We start from the raw sequence: 14,761 nt of genomic DNA, 5'->3' as shown, positions 1-14,761 counted from the left end.
GGCCGGCCGGTATCGAGAACGGTGACCTTGCGGCGGGCACGGCCGAGCTGCAGGGCGGCGGCGAGGCCGGCAAAGCTGCCGCCGATGATGATGACGTCATTCATGGTGATGGGCTCCGTGTTGTGGATAGAGGGGTGGCTGGGCCTGGTGCGCAATAACGTCCGGAGATAAGCGCTTGAGACGGTCAGCGAGCAGGGCTTCGGCATTGGCGAGAAAGTTGCCCATGGCTGTATTGACCGGCCGGACAATGCCGCATTCGCAATGCCGCATTCGTTATCGCCGGGCGGCCCGGGGAAAGCTGATTTGGACAACCGGTTGAAACCTACCCTTGCTTGCACATTTTCGATACTCCGTGGTATCGTAGTGCAAGAATTTAAATACTGTCAAGTACTGGAATTGTCGTGACCGAAAACAGCCAGGGCCGGCGCGGCCGGCCCGCCAACGAGGCGCTTCGCCAAACGATAGTCGACACCGCCTGCGAACTCTTCGTGGAACTGGGTTTTCAAGCGACGACCATGGACAAGGTCGCCCAGCGGGCGAAGATATCCAAGCTAAGCATCTATCGGCACTTCGAGAACAAGGAGGCGCTGTTCAGCGCGGCCATGGTGGCCCGCTGCGAGCAGTTTGCACCGCAGGCCCTTTTTGAAGGCGTCGACGGTTCGGCCGAAGATCAGCTCATGGCGGTGGGGTCATCCCTGCTTCGCACGCTGTTGAGCCCGGACGTCCGCAGTGTCGAAGCCATGGTTTTGGCCGACAAGACGAATCAAAAGTCGTTAAGCAAGCTCCATTACGAAGCCGGGCCCGCCCATGTCATCGCCCAAATCGAGGCCGTGTTGCGTCAGTTGCACGCGAAAGCGATTCTGAACGTACCCGATGCTCTCCAGTCCGCCCGCTTGTTTGCCGCGCTTTTCAAAGGATCCGATCTCCTGCTTATCGCCCGCTTCGACGAGGCGAGAGCAGAGGACGACAACGAAATCGAATCCTATTGCCGGTCGGCCGTCACTATGTTCATCGCCGCGCACGGTGGCACGCCGATATGAGCTTTCATCCCAAAGTGCCAAGCATTGCCTTTCTTGGCCTGGTGCATCTCCGGGTCGCGGCTCTTCTCCTTGTTCTTGGTCGACGGTGGTGGCTCGATGATGGTGGCATCCACAATCGTGCCTTCCTTCATCATCAGCCCACGCTCGCACAGCATGATGCCAATCTCGTCGAACAACTTTCGCGACAGTTCATGCGCGACGAGCATGCGGCGAAACTTGAGCAGCGTCGTCGCGTCCGGCACTGCTTCGACCGCCAAGTCGATCCCGGCAAACGCCCGCATCGCCATGCTGTCGTACAGCGCGTCTTCCAGTGGCTCGTCCGACAGCCCGTACCACTGCCGGAGGAAGTAAATCCGCAGCATCCGCTCAAGGCCGATCGGCGGCCGGCCACGTTTGCCCTTGGGGTAGTACGGCTCGACCTGCGCAATCAGGCGCGTCCACGGCACCACGCTTTCCATCTCCGTCAGGAAGCGCTGGCGGCGCGTCACCCGCTTCTTGCCGTGGCTTTCTGCTTCCGCAAAACTGATCTGTCGCTTCATCACCGGACTGAATCATGGACATGCTTATGACAACGCACTCACCCAACGCCGCGATGACTCGCGCACTGATTTAATCAGCATTTCCTTAGGGAGAACCGCTTGCTGCCACTGCCGGTAACTACCGATTGCGACCGTTTCCTGGAAGCGGCGCCGGCTACTGGAAATGAAGCTGGCCACCGTTAACCGGCTTGCCGCCGCAAAAAAGCTGCCGGATGCGATCATCACTGAGTCTGGCTTGAAGATCTCGCCGCTCGACGCCTCTGTCCCGATGGAGGCACAGACATTGATCGACCAGACGTCCCTCATGCTGCCACGCGTCAAGATTACCGAACTCCTGATGGAGGTGGATGCATGGACCGGATTCACTCACCATTTCACGCACCTGAAAACCGACGAGCCAGCCTCCGATAAAACGTTGCTGTTGACGACGATTCTTGCCGATGCCGTCAATCTCGGACTGACCAAGATGGCAGAATCCTGTCCCGGTACCGTGATTCCACCTACGTACTTGACGGCCTGCTTCATCACGAGTCAGATCTGCGAATCAAGGAGCATTACACGGATACCAACGGCTTCACCGACCACGTCTTTGCCCTGATGCATCTGCTCGGGTTCCGATTCGCGCCCCGCATTCGCGATCTTGCGGAAACAAAGCTGTATATCCCAGGTAGCCCAGGTGACTATCCGGCCGTGGCACCGATGATTGGCGGCACGTATCGGGAAAACCTGATCCGGTCTCACTGGGACGAGATTCTCCGCCTCGCTACATCTATCCGGCAGGGCACAGTCACAGCCTCCCTGATGCTGCGCAAGCTTGGCAGCTATCCTCGGCAGAATGGCTTGGCCGTCGCGCTTCGCGAACTCGGCCGCATCGAGCGGACGTTGTTCACCCTGGACTGGCTTCAGGATCTCGAATTGCGCCGCCGCACGCATGCTGGTTTGAACAAGGGGGAAGCCCGCAATGCGCTTGCGCGATCCATCTTCTTCTACCGTCTCGGCGAAATACGCGATCGCAGTTTCGAGCAGCAACGGTACCGCGCCAGCGGACTAAACCTGGTGACTGCGGCGATCGTTCTCTGGAACACCGTCTATCTTGAGCGCGCTGTGCAGAGCCGCGGCATGCCGGTCGATCCGGCGCTGTATCCCTATTTGTCGCCCTTGGGGTGGGAGCATCTCAACCTGACCGGCGACTACGTGTGGCGCATGAGCCATAAACCGGAAGCAGGAAAGTTCCGCCCCTTGCGGCGTCTAGCCGAGCGTTAAGTCGCGAGCGAGGTCTTAGAGGGCAATATTTTCCGAATTCTGAAGCCGCCCCTGCCCGAGGTGCCGACCGTCGCCGAGAGCGGTACCTCCGGCTTCGACATCGACGGCTGGATCGGCCTGTACGGCCCCGCCAGGCTGCCGCCCAAACTGGTAGACACGCTGGCGGAAGCGGTGGATGGCATCCTGCGCAAACCGTCGACGGTCGAAGCCGTCGGCAAGCTGAGCGGCACGGTATACCCTGGTGGCCCGAAGGAACTGAAGGCATTCCAGGCGCGCGAGTTCGAGCGTGCGCAGCAGATCGTCAGGACAGCCAGTATCCCGATTGAGTAGTGCCGGCTATCGCCTGGACACGCCCCACGATCGCCTCACGACAGACGGCCCGGTGCAGCAGCATCGGGCCGTCTGTCTTTCCGGCGCCGCGCCAGGCGCCCCGCTGCCCTATCCGGCTAGTGGCAAGCGGGGCCCCCTCCCGAAATAATCGATTCGTCAGTCGATACCGACTGGACGCCCCATCCAAAACCGATCTCGAGAGGAACATCGAATGCAACAGCTCTGCAAGGACCGCGTCGTCGTCATCACCGGCGCCGGCCGTGGCCTGGGCCGCGAATATGCGCTGGAGTTCGCCCGCCATGGCGCGAAAGTCGTGGTCAATGATCTGGGTGCCTCCCCGGATGGCAGCGAGATCACCGGCGGCCCGGCGCAGGAAGTGGTCGAGGAGATCCGCGCCATGGGCGGCCAGGCCGTGGCCAGCAACGACGACGTGGCCGACTGGGAAGGCGCGAAGCGCATGATCCGGGCCGCCATCGACACCTTCGGCGGCCTCGACGTGCTGGTCAACAACGCCGCCATCCTGCGCGACCGCATGCTGGTGAATATGGAAATCGAGGACTGGGATGCCGTGATCCGCGTGCACCTGCGCGGCACCTTCTCGCCCATGCGCCACGCCGCCGCCTGGTGGCGCGACGAATCGAAGGCCGGCCGCCAGCGCGCGGCCCGCGTGATCAACACGTCGTCCTCGGCGGGCCTGTTCGGCAACATCGGCCAGACCTGCTATGGCGCCGCGAAGGCGGGCATCGCCTGCATGTCGAACGTCGCCGCGATGGAACTCGGCCGCTATGGCGCGACCGTCAACACAATCTACCCGAGCGGCACCACCCGCCACACCGAGCACCTGATCAAGAGCGGCCGCCTGAATCCCGCCTTCAATGCCGTGGATGGCTTCAACGCGCTCGACCCGGCCAACGTCGCGCCGCTGGTGGTCTGGCTGGGCAGCGTGGAATCGGGCGAAGTCACGGGCCGCGTATTCGGCAGCCGGGGCGGCCGCATCACCGTGGCCGAAGGCTGGCACGCCGGCCCGCACATCGAGAAGCCGGGCCGCTGGGACGTGGCCGAACTGGGCGCGCTGGTGCCCGACCTCGTCCGCCGCGCCACGCCCAACGCCACCCTCGACGGCGTCATCCCCGCCGCCGCCTGAGTTCCCGGAGATTCCTCATGCTCGACAAGAACCTGATCGGCCACAGCTTCGGCCAGCGCAGCATCAAGGTGGAGGAATGGGCCGTGCGCTGGTACGCCCGCGCCATCGGCGAGACCGATCCGGTCTACCACGACGTGGCCGCCGCCCGCGACGCCGGCCTGCCCTCGCTGCGCGTGCCGCCGACCTTCCTCTCCTGCATGGAAGGCTGGCTGTTCAATACCTTCGACCTGCTGGCGCTGGCCAGGGTGGAACCCTCGCGCGTGCTGCACGCCGAGCAGCAGTACGACTATCACGCGCCGGTGTGCGCGGGCGACACCCTGACCTACGAGCCCCGCATCGTCGACGTCTACGACAAGAAGGGCGGCGCCCTCGAGTTCCTCGTCAAGGGCACCCGCATCACCAACCAGGACGGCGTGCACGTGGCCGATGCGCGCTCCGTGCTCGTCCAGCGCCAGATCTGAAGGAGACCTCATGACGACCAGCACAACCCCGGCGCAGCGCGCCAGCCTGGGCGACCTGCAGGTGGGAGATACCATCCCCGCACTGCAAGTCCCCCCGATCAGCCGCCGCACGCTCGCCATCTACGCTGGCGCCTCCGGCGACCACCACCCGCTGCACATCGACTCCGACTACGCGCGCGAAGCCGGCCTGGGCGACGTGTTCGCCCACGGCATGTTGTCGGCCGCCTACCTCGGCCGCCTGATCACCAACTGGGCGGGACAGGGGCGCCTGCGTACGCTGAAGATGCGCTTCACCGGCATCACGCACCTGCGCGACGCGCCGCATTGCACGGGCCGCGTCAGCGAGCGCTTCGAGGAAAGCGGCGAAGCGCGCCTGCGCGTGGAGATGGTCTGCGCCAACCAGGACGGCGAGCAGAGGATCGTCGGCGAAGCCGTGGTCGCCATCGCCTGATCGCAACCAGCCATCCAACCCAGCAACCGGCCACCTGCCCATGCCCCGACTGACCCGACACTTCGCGAGCTGGCCCCACGGGGTCCCGCGCACGCTGGACGTATCAGGCTGCAATCTGTTCTACCATCTCGAAGGTTCGGCGGCGCGGCTGCCGGACAAGCCCGCCGCCGTGTTCTACGGCAAGGCCACCACGTTCCGCGAAATGCACGCGGCCGCGCTGGCCCTGGCGGGCTACCTGCGGCAGCGCCTGGGCGTTCGGCGCGGTGACCGCGTGCTGCTGCTGATGCAGACCTGCCCGCAGTTCTACGCCGCGTTCTACGCGGTGTTGCGCTGCGACGCCGTGGTGGTGGCGATGAACCCCATGAGCACGCCGGACGAGATCGCCTACTACGCGGCCGATTCAGGCGCGCGCGTGCTGGTCGCCACCCACGACATGGCCGGGCGCGCGCAACCGTTGCTGGACAACGGCACGCTGGATGCCTGCATCGCCGGCGCGCTGTCCGACTTCGCCGCCGTGCCGGAGGCATCGCGGTGGTTGGAACTTCCCGCGTTCGTGCGCGAGCCGCGCCGCGCGATGTCGCATCCCCGTTTCCACGACCTGTCCGACGCGCTGGACGCCGGCCTGCAGCCCGGGCCAATGCAAACGAGCGGCAGCGACCTTGCCGTGATCGGCTACACCTCTGGCACCACCGGGAAGCCCAAGGGGGCGATGCTTACCCATCGCAATTTCTGCTATACGCTGGCGCATCGCGCGCATTGGCAGGATGACCGCGAGGACGAGGACGAACTGCTGGCCCTGCCGGCCAGCCATCTCGCCGGCATGCGCGTGATGCTGCAGGCAGGCCGCATCGGCCGCACGCTGGTGATGCTCGCGCGCTGGGACGCAAAGGCCGCGGTCGAGCTGATCCACCGCCTGCGCATCCGCTCCTGGCCCGCCGTGCCGACGATGCTGTCCGAAGTCTTCGGCGCCGCCGACGCCGGCGAGCACGACCTGTCTTCCCTGACACGCCTCTATGGCGGCGCCGCCGCCATGCCGGAGGCGCTCGCCCGCCAGATACACGAGCGGCTCGGCCTGGTCTTCCTCGAAAGCTATGGCATGACCGAGTTCTGCGGCCTGTCGCTCAGCAATCCTCCGCAGGCGGCGCGGCGCCAGTGCGCCGGCGTGCCGGTGATCAACTGCGATGTGCGCGTGATCGATCCTGTGACCCTCGAAGAGCTCGGCCCCAACCAGCCCGGTGAAATCGTCATGCACGGCCCCACCCTGTTCGCGGGCTACCTGAACAAGCCCGAGGCAACCGCCGAGACCCTTGTCGAGATCGACGGCAAGCGTTTCCTGCGCAGCGGCGATCTCGGCCATCACGACGACGACGGCTACTTCTACGTCACCGACCGCCTCAAGCGCATGATCAACAGCTCCGGCCTGAAGGTGTGGCCGGCGGAGATCGAATCGGCGTTATACGGGCACCCCGCCGTGCAGGACGCCTGCGTGATTTCCGCGCAGGATCCGCACCGCGGCGAGACCGTCAAGGCGGTGATCGTGCTGCGCCCCGCAGCGCGCGGAACGGTGCAAGCCGAGGACCTGACCGCGTGGGCGCGCGAGCGGATGGCGGCGTACAAGGTGCCGCGCATGGTGGAATTCGTGGACGCGCTGCCGAAGACCGCAACCGGGAAGATCCTGTGGCGCGTGCTGCAGGAGGAACAGGACAGGCGGGAGCGGGAGGCCTTGGCGGCATCCTGAGGGACCGGTGAAATGCAAGCGGGGGCTACTGCCCCCGCTCCAGATTGCTGACAAAGGGAGAATTCCAGGTTGTTTGCTCCCCTCTCCCGCCTGCGGGAGAGGGGCCGGGGGAGAGGGCAGGCGCAGCCAAGCACCGCGGCGCCTCACTTCGTGGCGACTCCTGCCCTCTCCCCCGCCCCTCTCCCATAAATGGGAGAGGGGAGACAACATTCGCAGCCTTTGACTTTGTCAGCAGCCTAAAGCGGGGGCTACCGCCCCCGCTTGCATTTCAGGACTGCCACCCGCTCAGCGCTGCGCGGCCTGGAGTTGCTGCGCATACGGTCGGTAGTTGCCGGTCTCGGCCTCCACCAGCGCCCGCAGCTCCTTCCCCGGCACCGCATACATCTCGGCGCCCACGTTCTCCGTCACGAACCTGACGAATTCCGGCCGCTTCATCGCCTTGATGAGTGCCGTCTCCATCGCCTGCGCGACCGGCTCCGGCGTCTTGCCAGGCGTGGCGACGCCGGTCCAGCCCGCCAGCTCGTACTGCTTCACGCCGCCCTCGGCGATGGTCGGCACGGCCGGCAACACCCGCAGCCGCTCCTTGCCGGCCACGGCCAGCGGGCGCAGCTTGCCGGAGGCGATCAATGGCCCGGCACCGCCCACATCGACCATCGCCACATCCACCGTGCCGCCGATCAGGTCGGCCAGCAGCGGCGCGGCGGTCTTGTAGGCGATCTGGTTGAACGTCACCTGCGCCATCTGCTGCATGCGCAATGCCCCGAGCCGGTAGTAGGCGCTGTAGCTGCCCATGCTGACCGACCCCGGCGCCTGCCTGGCCGCGGCCAGCACATCGGCCAGCGTGCGGAAGCGCGACCCCGCGCCGGTCACGAGCAAGGCCCCGACACGCATCATGCCGGCCACCGGACGGAGATCGCTCAGCGGGTCATAGGTCGTGGACGGATTGACCAGCGGATTGATGACCATCGAGCTCGGCGAGATCATCAGGATGGTGTACCCGTCCGCCGGTGCGGAAAGCAGTGCCTGCACCGCCACCAGCGAATCCGCGCCCGGCCTGTTCTCCACGACGATGGGCTGCCCCAGTTCTTCCCCGGCCAGCCTGGCAAGCAGCCGTGCGCTGGTGTCGGCGCTGCTGCCGGGGCCGAGCGGAACGATAAAGCGTATCGGCCGCGCGGGCCAGGTTTCGGCATGGGCCATGCCGCTGCCGGGAAGCAGGCAGGGAACGCCGGGCAGCGATGCGGCCAGCGCGAGGGTCAGCAGGCGGATGCGGGAACGCGGTGTCATGGTGTCTCCTGTATTGGAATGATCAGATCATCGGGAAGCGCCGGACCGCGGTGTCGGCCCGGCGTGCGCAAGCCGCTCAGTGCCTGCCGTACAACGTCACCACGCAGGCCCCACCCAGGCCCAGGTTGTGCGCCATTGCCAGCCGCGCGCCTTCGACCTGCCGCCTGTCGGCGCTGCGCCGGAGCTGGTGGGTCATCTCGTAGCATTGCGCAAGGCCCGTCGCGCCCAGCGGGTGGCCCTTCGACAGCAGCCCGCCCGACGGGTTGACCACGACCTTGCCGCCATAGGTGTTGTCGCCGTCCCGCACGAACTTCGCGGCGCCGCCCTCCGGGCAGAGGCCGAGCGATTCGTAGAGGATGACCTCGTTCTGCGCGAAGCAGTCGTGCAGCTCGCAGACGTCGATGTCATCGGGGCCGACGCCGGCCTTCTCGTAGACCTGGTTCACCGCCGCGCGCGTCATGTGCGAGCCGACCCAGCTCAGCATCGACGGCGGGTGGAACGCCTCGGGCGGATCGGTGGTCAGCGCCTGCGCCAGGATCTGCACGTCGGTGCGCAATCCATGCCTGCGGGCAAACCGCTCCGAGACAATGACCGCCGCCGCCGCGCCGCAGGTCGGCGGGCAGGCCATCCAGCGCGTCATCACGCCCGGCACGATCACGGTGTCGGCCATGATCTCGTCCACCGTCAGCGGCCGACGGAAGATCGCCAGCGGATTGTTGACGGCATGGCGGCTCGCCTTGGCACGCACGGCGGCGAAGGTTTCCATCGTGGTTCCGTACTTTTCCATGTGTTCGCGCCCCGCCCCGCCGAAGGTGCGCAACGACTGGCCCAGGTGGCCCAGGTCCGAGGTCAGCGAATGCAGCACCGGCAGGAAGCGCACGCGCGGCGGCGGTCGGTCGTCCCAGTGCATCTTCAGGGCACCGGGCTGCATCTGCTCGAAGCCCACCGCCAGCGCGCATTCCGCCTCGCCCGACATGACCGCCTTGCGTGCCAGGTACAGCGCCGTCGATCCGGTCGAACAGTTGTTGTTGACGTTGACCACCGGGATGCCGGTCATGCCGACCTCGTACAGCGTGGTCTGGCCGCAGGTCGAGTCGCCGTATACGTGCCCCGCGTAGGCCTCCTGGACCTGCCCGTAGCCGATACCTGCATCGGCCAGTGCCGCGCGCACCGCGTCGGCGCCCATTTCAAAATAGGGCTTGCTCGTGCCCGGCTTGACGAAGGGCGTCATGCCCACGCCTGCGACGAAGACTTTTTCGCTCATGATGTTGCTCTCGTGAAGGGATGGATTACAGCTTGCGCGCGATCAGGTCGCGCATGACCTCGCTGGCGCCGCCCGCGATACGCGACACGCGGTAGTCCGCAAACGCGCGCCCGATGGCGTACTCGCGCATGTAGCCGTAGCCGCCATGCATCTGCACCATGTCGTCGATGCACTTCCCCATTGTCTCGGTGGCGAACAGCTTGGCGATGGCGGCTTCCTGCACGGTCAGCCGCCGCTTCATGTGCTCGCCAATGTAGTAGTCCACCATCGTGCGCACCGCGACGGACTGGGCCTTGATGTCGGCGAGCTTGAATTTCGTGTTCTGGAAATCCCAGACCGTGCCGCCGAACGCCTTGCGGTCCTTGACGTAGTCCACCGTGACCTGCAGCAGCCGCTCGATGGCCACGGCCGAGTACAGCGCGATCAGCAGGCGCTCCTGCGGCAGTTCCTGCATCAGGTAGGAGAAGCCCATGTTCTCCTCGCCGAGCAGGTTGTCCACCGGCACGCGGACATTGTCGAAGAACAGCTCGACGGTGTCGGCGCCGGGCTGGCCGATCTTTTCCAGCTTGCGGCCCCGCCGGAAGCCGGGCCGGTCGGCCTCGACCATGATCAGGCTCACGCCCTTCGCGCCGGCGCACGGGTCGGTCTTGCAGACCAGCATCACCATGTCGCAGTTGAGCCCGTTGCTGATGAAGGTCTTGCTGCCGTTGATGACGAACTCGTCGCCGTCGCGCACGGCAGTCGTGCGGCAGGCCTTCACGTCGGAACCACCGCCGGGCTCGGTGATGCCGACCGCCATGATGGTCGCGCCCGCGCAGATCGAGGGCAGCCAGCGGCGCTTCTGCGCCTCGGTGCCGAGCCGCACGATGTAGGGCGCGATGATGTCGGAATGGATCGAGAACCCCGCCCCCGAGATGCCCGCGCGGTGCATCTCCTCCATGACGATGGCCGAGTGACCGAAGTCGCCGCCGCCGCCGCCGTACTCGACCGGCACCGAGACGCACAGCAGCCCTTCGCGGCCGGCCTTCAGCCAGGTTTCCCGGTCGGTGCGGCCGGCCTGGTCCCACTCGGCCTGGCGCGGCGCGCACTCGCGCTCGAAAAATCGCCGCGCGGTCGGGCGCAGCATTTCATGGTCTTCACGAAAGACGTTGCGGATGACGTCCACTTGCAGGCTCCTTGTCGATGAATCGGAATCTCCGGCGCACGACGCCCGTGCGGGGCCGTGCCGGATGACTCATCTTGGCCTGCGGGGCCGCTCAGTTCACTAGCCGTATTGGGGAGCCCTGCCGTCCTGACAGCGAAAGATCGCGCATGCGGGCAACGGCCTCGTCGCGCTCCGAGACGCCGAGCTTCCCGTAGATCTTGCGCAGGTGCCACTTGACCGTGTGCGTCGTCAGGCCGAGCACGCGGGCAATCTTCTTGTTCGGCATGGCCTGCGCGACCAGGTCCAGGACCTGCCGCTCGCGCGCATTCAGGAGGTCGGCCGCACAGTCTTCGTGCGCCGGCCGCGGCGTGATGGCCGCCTTCACGCGCGCGTCCAGCAGGCGCCGGACATAGAACGCCAGCACCGGGTCCAACGCAGCATCGCCCAGCAAGTCTTCCAGCAGGGCCGGCACGCCCGCCGTGTCGAGCAGGCTGCGCACCAGCCCGAGCCGGTGGCCAAGGCGCAGGGCCTTGAGCGCCTGGCGCCGGGCCGCCTTGCGGTCGCCGCGTCCCGCTTCGGCCACCGCAAGCGTCATGTGCAGCGCGGCCACGCCGGCCCAGCGGCCGGCCGAAGCCGCCAGGGCCAGCAGCGGCACGCAGCGCGACACGGTGCCGTCGAAATCCTGCCAGTGCAGGCACGCGTCGGCCCGCGCGCGTTCGCAGATGCGGCGGATCTCCGCGTCGGTGCCTTGCCGCGCGGTGGCGTGGCGCAGGGCGAGCGCGACGATCCGCTCCAGCACGGCCATCGCCTGCGCGGTCTCGCCCTGCTCATGGTGGACCCGCAGGCGCAGCGCCAGCGCGTGGGCCTGCGCCCGCTCCTGCCGGTTACGGCTGGCGTAGGCTTCCAGCCGCGCCAGGCATGCCAGTGCCTCGGGGCGCCGGCCTAGCGCCCAGTGGGCATGGAAGAGCGCGATCAACGCTCGCAGGGCGCCGTCGGGGCTCGAGATACGTTCCAGCACGTCGAGGCGCGGCTCCAATAGCTGGCAGATGGCCTCGAGTTCATTGGCTTCGCAAAGCGTTTCGCTCAGCAAGCCCTCGGCCAGTCCCGCCACGTCCACCGGGGCCGTGCCCGGCAGCGCGCACGCCTGCTGCACCTCGCGCACCAGGCGCTCGGCGCGGACCATCCGGCCTTCCAGTGTCAGGCTCATCGCTTCCAGGGCGAGGCTGACCAGCCGGCGCGCCGGGGTGACGTTGTACACAGCCGCTTCCCGCAGGATCGCGCGCGCCGTCTCGTAGCGGCCGTCGTACATGTGCATCCAGGCCAGCAGATGCGCCCGCCCCGCAAACGCAAACCCCTGCGCCTCACGCGGAATCGCCTCCAGCTCCGCACGCATGGCGCGCACGGCCTCGGTGTCGTCGCGCTGCATGGCGAAGGCGCCGCGCAGCAGGCAGACGGCGAAGCGTTCGCCCGCCTCCATGGTGTCCTGCTCCGCTTCGAGCCGGGCCAGCGCCACCTGCAGGGCGTCGAGGTCGCGCGCGTACATGCTCAGGTAGGCCGTCACCATGCGCAGCCGGAAGCGCGCCTGCACCTGTTCCTGCGGCAACTGGCGCATCAGGCTGGCGAGCTGGGCCAGTTCGCCCTGCCCCATCATGTCGACGGCGCAGGCCTCCACCACCTCGGCCGCCGCGTGCGCTTCGCCGGCCTGTACCGCGTGGCGCACCGCCTCGTCCAGATGGCCGCGCAGTTCGAACCAGCGCCATGCCGCCCTGTGCAGCGCCTGCCGCGGCCCGGCTGCCTGCCGGCTCTGCCGCGCCAGCAGCACCTCGCGCAGCAGCGGATGGACCCGGTACCACGCCTCCTGGTTGGCGCCGCTGACCTGGCTGATGAAGAGATTGTCGCCGTCGAGCCGCGCCAGCCGCGACGTCATGCCCGCCACGGCGTGCGGCTGCTGCATCAGCGTGGCGCACAGCGAGGCGCAGAAGCGGCTGCAGGTGGCGGCGCGGGTGAGCAGGTCGAGATCGTCCGGCGCGAGGTTGGCCAATACCTCGCGCTCGAAGTAGGCGGCGAAGGCGGTGGCATCGCGCACCTGGATGCGCGGGTACCCGGCACCGCGCTTTGCCTTCAGGTCGACGGCGAAGAGCTGCAGGCCGGCGACCCAGCCATCGGTGAGCTGGTGCAGCACCTGCGCGTCGCCGGCGTCGATGTGGCCCAGGTGGTCACGCAGGAAGCGCTCGGATTCGTCGGGCGAAAAGCGCAGGTCCTTGAGGTCGAACTCGCTCAGCTGGCCCTGCGCGCGCAGCCGCGCCAGCGACAGCGGCAGTGCGCCGCGGGTGCCGAAGACGAGGTGCAGGTTGGGCGGTGCGTAGTCGAGCAGCCATTGCAGCACCTGGTGGCTGCGCGGATCGTCGAGGCAGTGCGCGTCGTCGATCATCAGCACCAGCTCGCGCTTGCGGGCTGCAATGGCATGGACCACCGTGATGACGCAATGCTCCAGCACCGCCTTGCTGCGGTCGCGGCCCATCAGCAGCGTGGCTTCGCGCACCACGGTGGCATCGATCGTCGCGACAGAGCCCAGCAAGGCGCCGAAGAAGCGGGTCAGCTCGTTGTCCTCGGTGGCAACGGTGAGCCACGCCACGTCGAAGTCCAGCCTCAGCAGCCCTTGCCGCCACGCCACCAGCGTGCTGGTCTTGCCGCTGCCCGCCGGTCCCTGCACGATCAGGCAACGCTGGCGGCGGGCGGCGAGCAGGCGCTCCTGCAAGGCGTCTCGCGGCAACAGCCGGCGCGCTGCGCGCGGCGGGACCAGCTTGGTGCTGGGCACGGCCTCGATGGCGCGGCCGATCGGCGGCGCCGGCACTGCGGCGGATACATCGCTTTGGGACACGGAATTCGGACTCCATGCGGGGCGCGTGGCGGCGGAGATTTTCATGGTCGTCCGGCGAGGCCCCGCTTCGCCCCACCCGACACAGGGGGCGGCAGACATCTCGTTTCATGCGAAACAGAACACCTGGCTTTCTGGCCCTTAGCCGGCGATACAGCCCATGTATTGCATGACACACGGAAAGTATTTTTCCGATTCCCTTCCCGTCTTTAGCATCAGGGAAACATGCAACATCACACCAGGGAGACGAGATGGCATCCGACGTGCTGAGGCGACGCCTCATGCTGGCGTCGCTGGCACTGTTCGCATTGCCGGCCGCGGCCCAGCCCGACTACCCGAGCCGCCCCGTAAAGATCATTGTTTCCCTGCCGCCCGGCAGCGGTGCGGACTCGACGGCGCGCTTCATCGCGCAGAAGCTCGGCGACCGCTTCCACCAGCCCTTCGTGGTCGAGAACCGCCCGGGCGCGAACGGCTTCATCGGCGCCCGCGCCGCGGCCGAGGCGGCCCCCGATGGCTACACGCTGTTTGTCGGCAGCAACTCGTCGATGGTGACCAACGCGGCGCTGTTCAGGACCCTCCCCTACGATCCGGTGAAGGACTTCGTGCCGGTCGAACGGCTCGCGCGCTTCGCGATGGTCGTGGTCGTGCCCGCCAGCTCGCCTTACAAGACCCTCGGCAACCTGGTCGACGCCATCCGCCAGTCGCCCGGCAAGCTCAACTACGCGAGCGGCAGCGCGGGCTACCAGGTCTACACCGAGCTGTTCCACGAACGCTTCCGCCTGAAGGGCAACGCCATCTCCTACAAAGGCACCGCGCCCGCCATGACCGACGTGGCCGCCGGCAACGTGGACTACGGAATCGGCGAGATCAGCGCCGTGCTGCCGCTGATCCGCGCCGGCCGCATCCGCCCGCTTGCCGTGACCGATGCGCAGCGGCTCAAGGACCTGCCGCAGGTGCCCACCGTGGCCGAGAGCGGCGCGCCCGGCTTCGACGTGACCGCGTGGACCGGCGTCTTTGCGCCCGCCCGCGTGCCGGAGACGATCGTCAAGGCACTCTCCGACGCGGTGCGCACGGCCATGCAGCAGCCCGACAGCATCCGCTTCGTCACCGGCCTGGGCGGCACCGTGTATCCCGGCAGCCCGCAGGAACTGCGCCGGTTCCAGCTTGCCGAGATTGCGCGCACGCGCGAGATCGTCAAGAGCGCGGCCATCCCGGTCGAGTGATT

At 67.1% G+C, this 14,761-nt stretch carries 11 protein-coding genes and 2 pseudogenes; 8 read left to right on the top strand and 5 right to left on the bottom strand.

Going from position 1 to position 14,761, the window contains the following annotated elements; all coding sequences use genetic code 11:
• Positions 1–401 precede the first annotated feature (401 nt).
• A complete protein-coding gene (locus ACIP1U_RS21140) occupies positions 402–1,040 on the top strand; it encodes a TetR/AcrR family transcriptional regulator (protein ID WP_400318859.1) in 639 nt (212 codons plus the stop codon).
• On the opposite strand, the pseudogene ACIP1U_RS21135 reads toward ACIP1U_RS21140, so the two are convergent.
• Positions 1,028–1,579, bottom strand: a pseudogene (locus ACIP1U_RS21135) (IS5 family transposase); the annotation flags it as partial. The gene ACIP1U_RS21140 and the pseudogene ACIP1U_RS21135 overlap by 13 nt on opposite strands.
• A gap of 84 nt (positions 1,580–1,663) precedes the next feature.
• On the opposite strand from ACIP1U_RS21135, the pseudogene ACIP1U_RS21130 reads away from it, so the two are divergent.
• The 6 genes and pseudogenes from ACIP1U_RS21130 to ACIP1U_RS21105 form a co-directional block, all read left to right on the top strand.
• Positions 1,664–2,842 (top strand): annotated as a pseudogene (locus ACIP1U_RS21130) (Tn3 family transposase); the annotation flags it as partial.
• A 60-nt stretch (positions 2,843–2,902) separates the two neighbouring features.
• Positions 2,903–3,172 (top strand): tripartite tricarboxylate transporter substrate-binding protein, encoded by a 270-nt coding sequence (locus tag ACIP1U_RS21125; protein WP_400318856.1) that lies wholly within the window; start codon positions 2,903–2,905, stop codon positions 3,170–3,172.
• 211 nt (positions 3,173–3,383) lie between these two features.
• Positions 3,384–4,316, top strand: a complete 933-nt coding sequence (locus tag ACIP1U_RS21120; RefSeq protein ID WP_400318853.1) for an SDR family oxidoreductase — start codon at positions 3,384–3,386, stop codon at positions 4,314–4,316.
• 17 nt (positions 4,317–4,333) lie between these two features.
• The gene (locus ACIP1U_RS21115) at positions 4,334–4,777 is read left to right on the top strand and encodes a MaoC family dehydratase N-terminal domain-containing protein (RefSeq protein ID WP_400318850.1); all 444 of its coding nucleotides are present in this window, start codon (positions 4,334–4,336) and stop codon (positions 4,775–4,777) included.
• Positions 4,778–4,787: 10 nt separating this feature from the next.
• Positions 4,788–5,228, top strand: coding sequence for a MaoC/PaaZ C-terminal domain-containing protein (locus ACIP1U_RS21110; protein WP_400318848.1), 441 nt, complete (start codon positions 4,788–4,790; stop codon positions 5,226–5,228).
• 40 nt (positions 5,229–5,268) lie between these two features.
• The gene (locus ACIP1U_RS21105) at positions 5,269–6,966 is read left to right on the top strand and encodes an AMP-binding protein (protein ID WP_400318845.1); all 1,698 of its coding nucleotides are present in this window, start codon (positions 5,269–5,271) and stop codon (positions 6,964–6,966) included.
• Positions 6,967–7,251: 285 nt separating this feature from the next.
• Here ACIP1U_RS21105 and ACIP1U_RS21100 read toward each other — a convergent pair whose 3' ends face one another.
• From ACIP1U_RS21100 to ACIP1U_RS21085, 4 genes are all read right to left on the bottom strand, one after another.
• The gene (locus ACIP1U_RS21100; protein WP_400318843.1) at positions 7,252–8,250 is read right to left on the bottom strand and encodes a Bug family tripartite tricarboxylate transporter substrate binding protein; all 999 of its coding nucleotides are present in this window, start codon (positions 8,248–8,250) and stop codon (positions 7,252–7,254) included.
• Positions 8,251–8,326: 76 nt separating this feature from the next.
• Positions 8,327–9,514 (bottom strand): lipid-transfer protein, encoded by a 1,188-nt coding sequence (locus ACIP1U_RS21095; RefSeq protein WP_400318840.1) that lies wholly within the window; start codon positions 9,512–9,514, stop codon positions 8,327–8,329.
• A 25-nt stretch (positions 9,515–9,539) separates the two neighbouring features.
• Positions 9,540–10,679 (bottom strand): acyl-CoA dehydrogenase family protein, encoded by a 1,140-nt coding sequence (locus ACIP1U_RS21090; RefSeq protein WP_400318837.1) that lies wholly within the window; start codon positions 10,677–10,679, stop codon positions 9,540–9,542.
• A gap of 91 nt (positions 10,680–10,770) precedes the next feature.
• Positions 10,771–13,539, bottom strand: coding sequence for a LuxR C-terminal-related transcriptional regulator (locus ACIP1U_RS21085; protein ID WP_400318834.1), 2,769 nt, complete (start codon positions 13,537–13,539; stop codon positions 10,771–10,773).
• A gap of 248 nt (positions 13,540–13,787) precedes the next feature.
• On the opposite strand from ACIP1U_RS21085, the gene ACIP1U_RS21080 reads away from it, so the two are divergent.
• Positions 13,788–14,759, top strand: coding sequence for a Bug family tripartite tricarboxylate transporter substrate binding protein (locus tag ACIP1U_RS21080; RefSeq protein WP_400318831.1), 972 nt, complete (start codon positions 13,788–13,790; stop codon positions 14,757–14,759).
• The last annotated feature ends 2 nt before the right edge of the window (positions 14,760–14,761 follow it).

Origin of the sequence: Cupriavidus sp. NPDC089707 (assembly GCF_044748965.1) — a bacterium.
Lineage (GTDB): Bacteria > Pseudomonadota > Gammaproteobacteria > Burkholderiales > Burkholderiaceae > Cupriavidus.
This window is presented reverse-complemented; position numbering and strand designations above follow the sequence as displayed.

Coding starts and splice junctions, on each gene's coding strand:
- ACIP1U_RS21120 (WP_400318853.1), top strand. CDS start 3,384: ATGCAACAGCTCTGCAAGGACCGCGTCGTCGTCATCACCGGCGCCGGC.
- ACIP1U_RS21115 (WP_400318850.1), top strand. CDS start 4,334: ATGCTCGACAAGAACCTGATCGGCCACAGCTTCGGCCAGCGCAGCATC.
- ACIP1U_RS21110 (WP_400318848.1), top strand. CDS start 4,788: ATGACGACCAGCACAACCCCGGCGCAGCGCGCCAGCCTGGGCGACCTG.
- ACIP1U_RS21105 (WP_400318845.1), top strand. CDS start 5,269: ATGCCCCGACTGACCCGACACTTCGCGAGCTGGCCCCACGGGGTCCCG.
- ACIP1U_RS21100 (WP_400318843.1), bottom strand. CDS start 8,250: ATGACACCGCGTTCCCGCATCCGCCTGCTGACCCTCGCGCTGGCCGCA.
- ACIP1U_RS21095 (WP_400318840.1), bottom strand. CDS start 9,514: ATGAGCGAAAAAGTCTTCGTCGCAGGCGTGGGCATGACGCCCTTCGTC.
- ACIP1U_RS21080 (WP_400318831.1), top strand. CDS start 13,788: ATGGCATCCGACGTGCTGAGGCGACGCCTCATGCTGGCGTCGCTGGCA.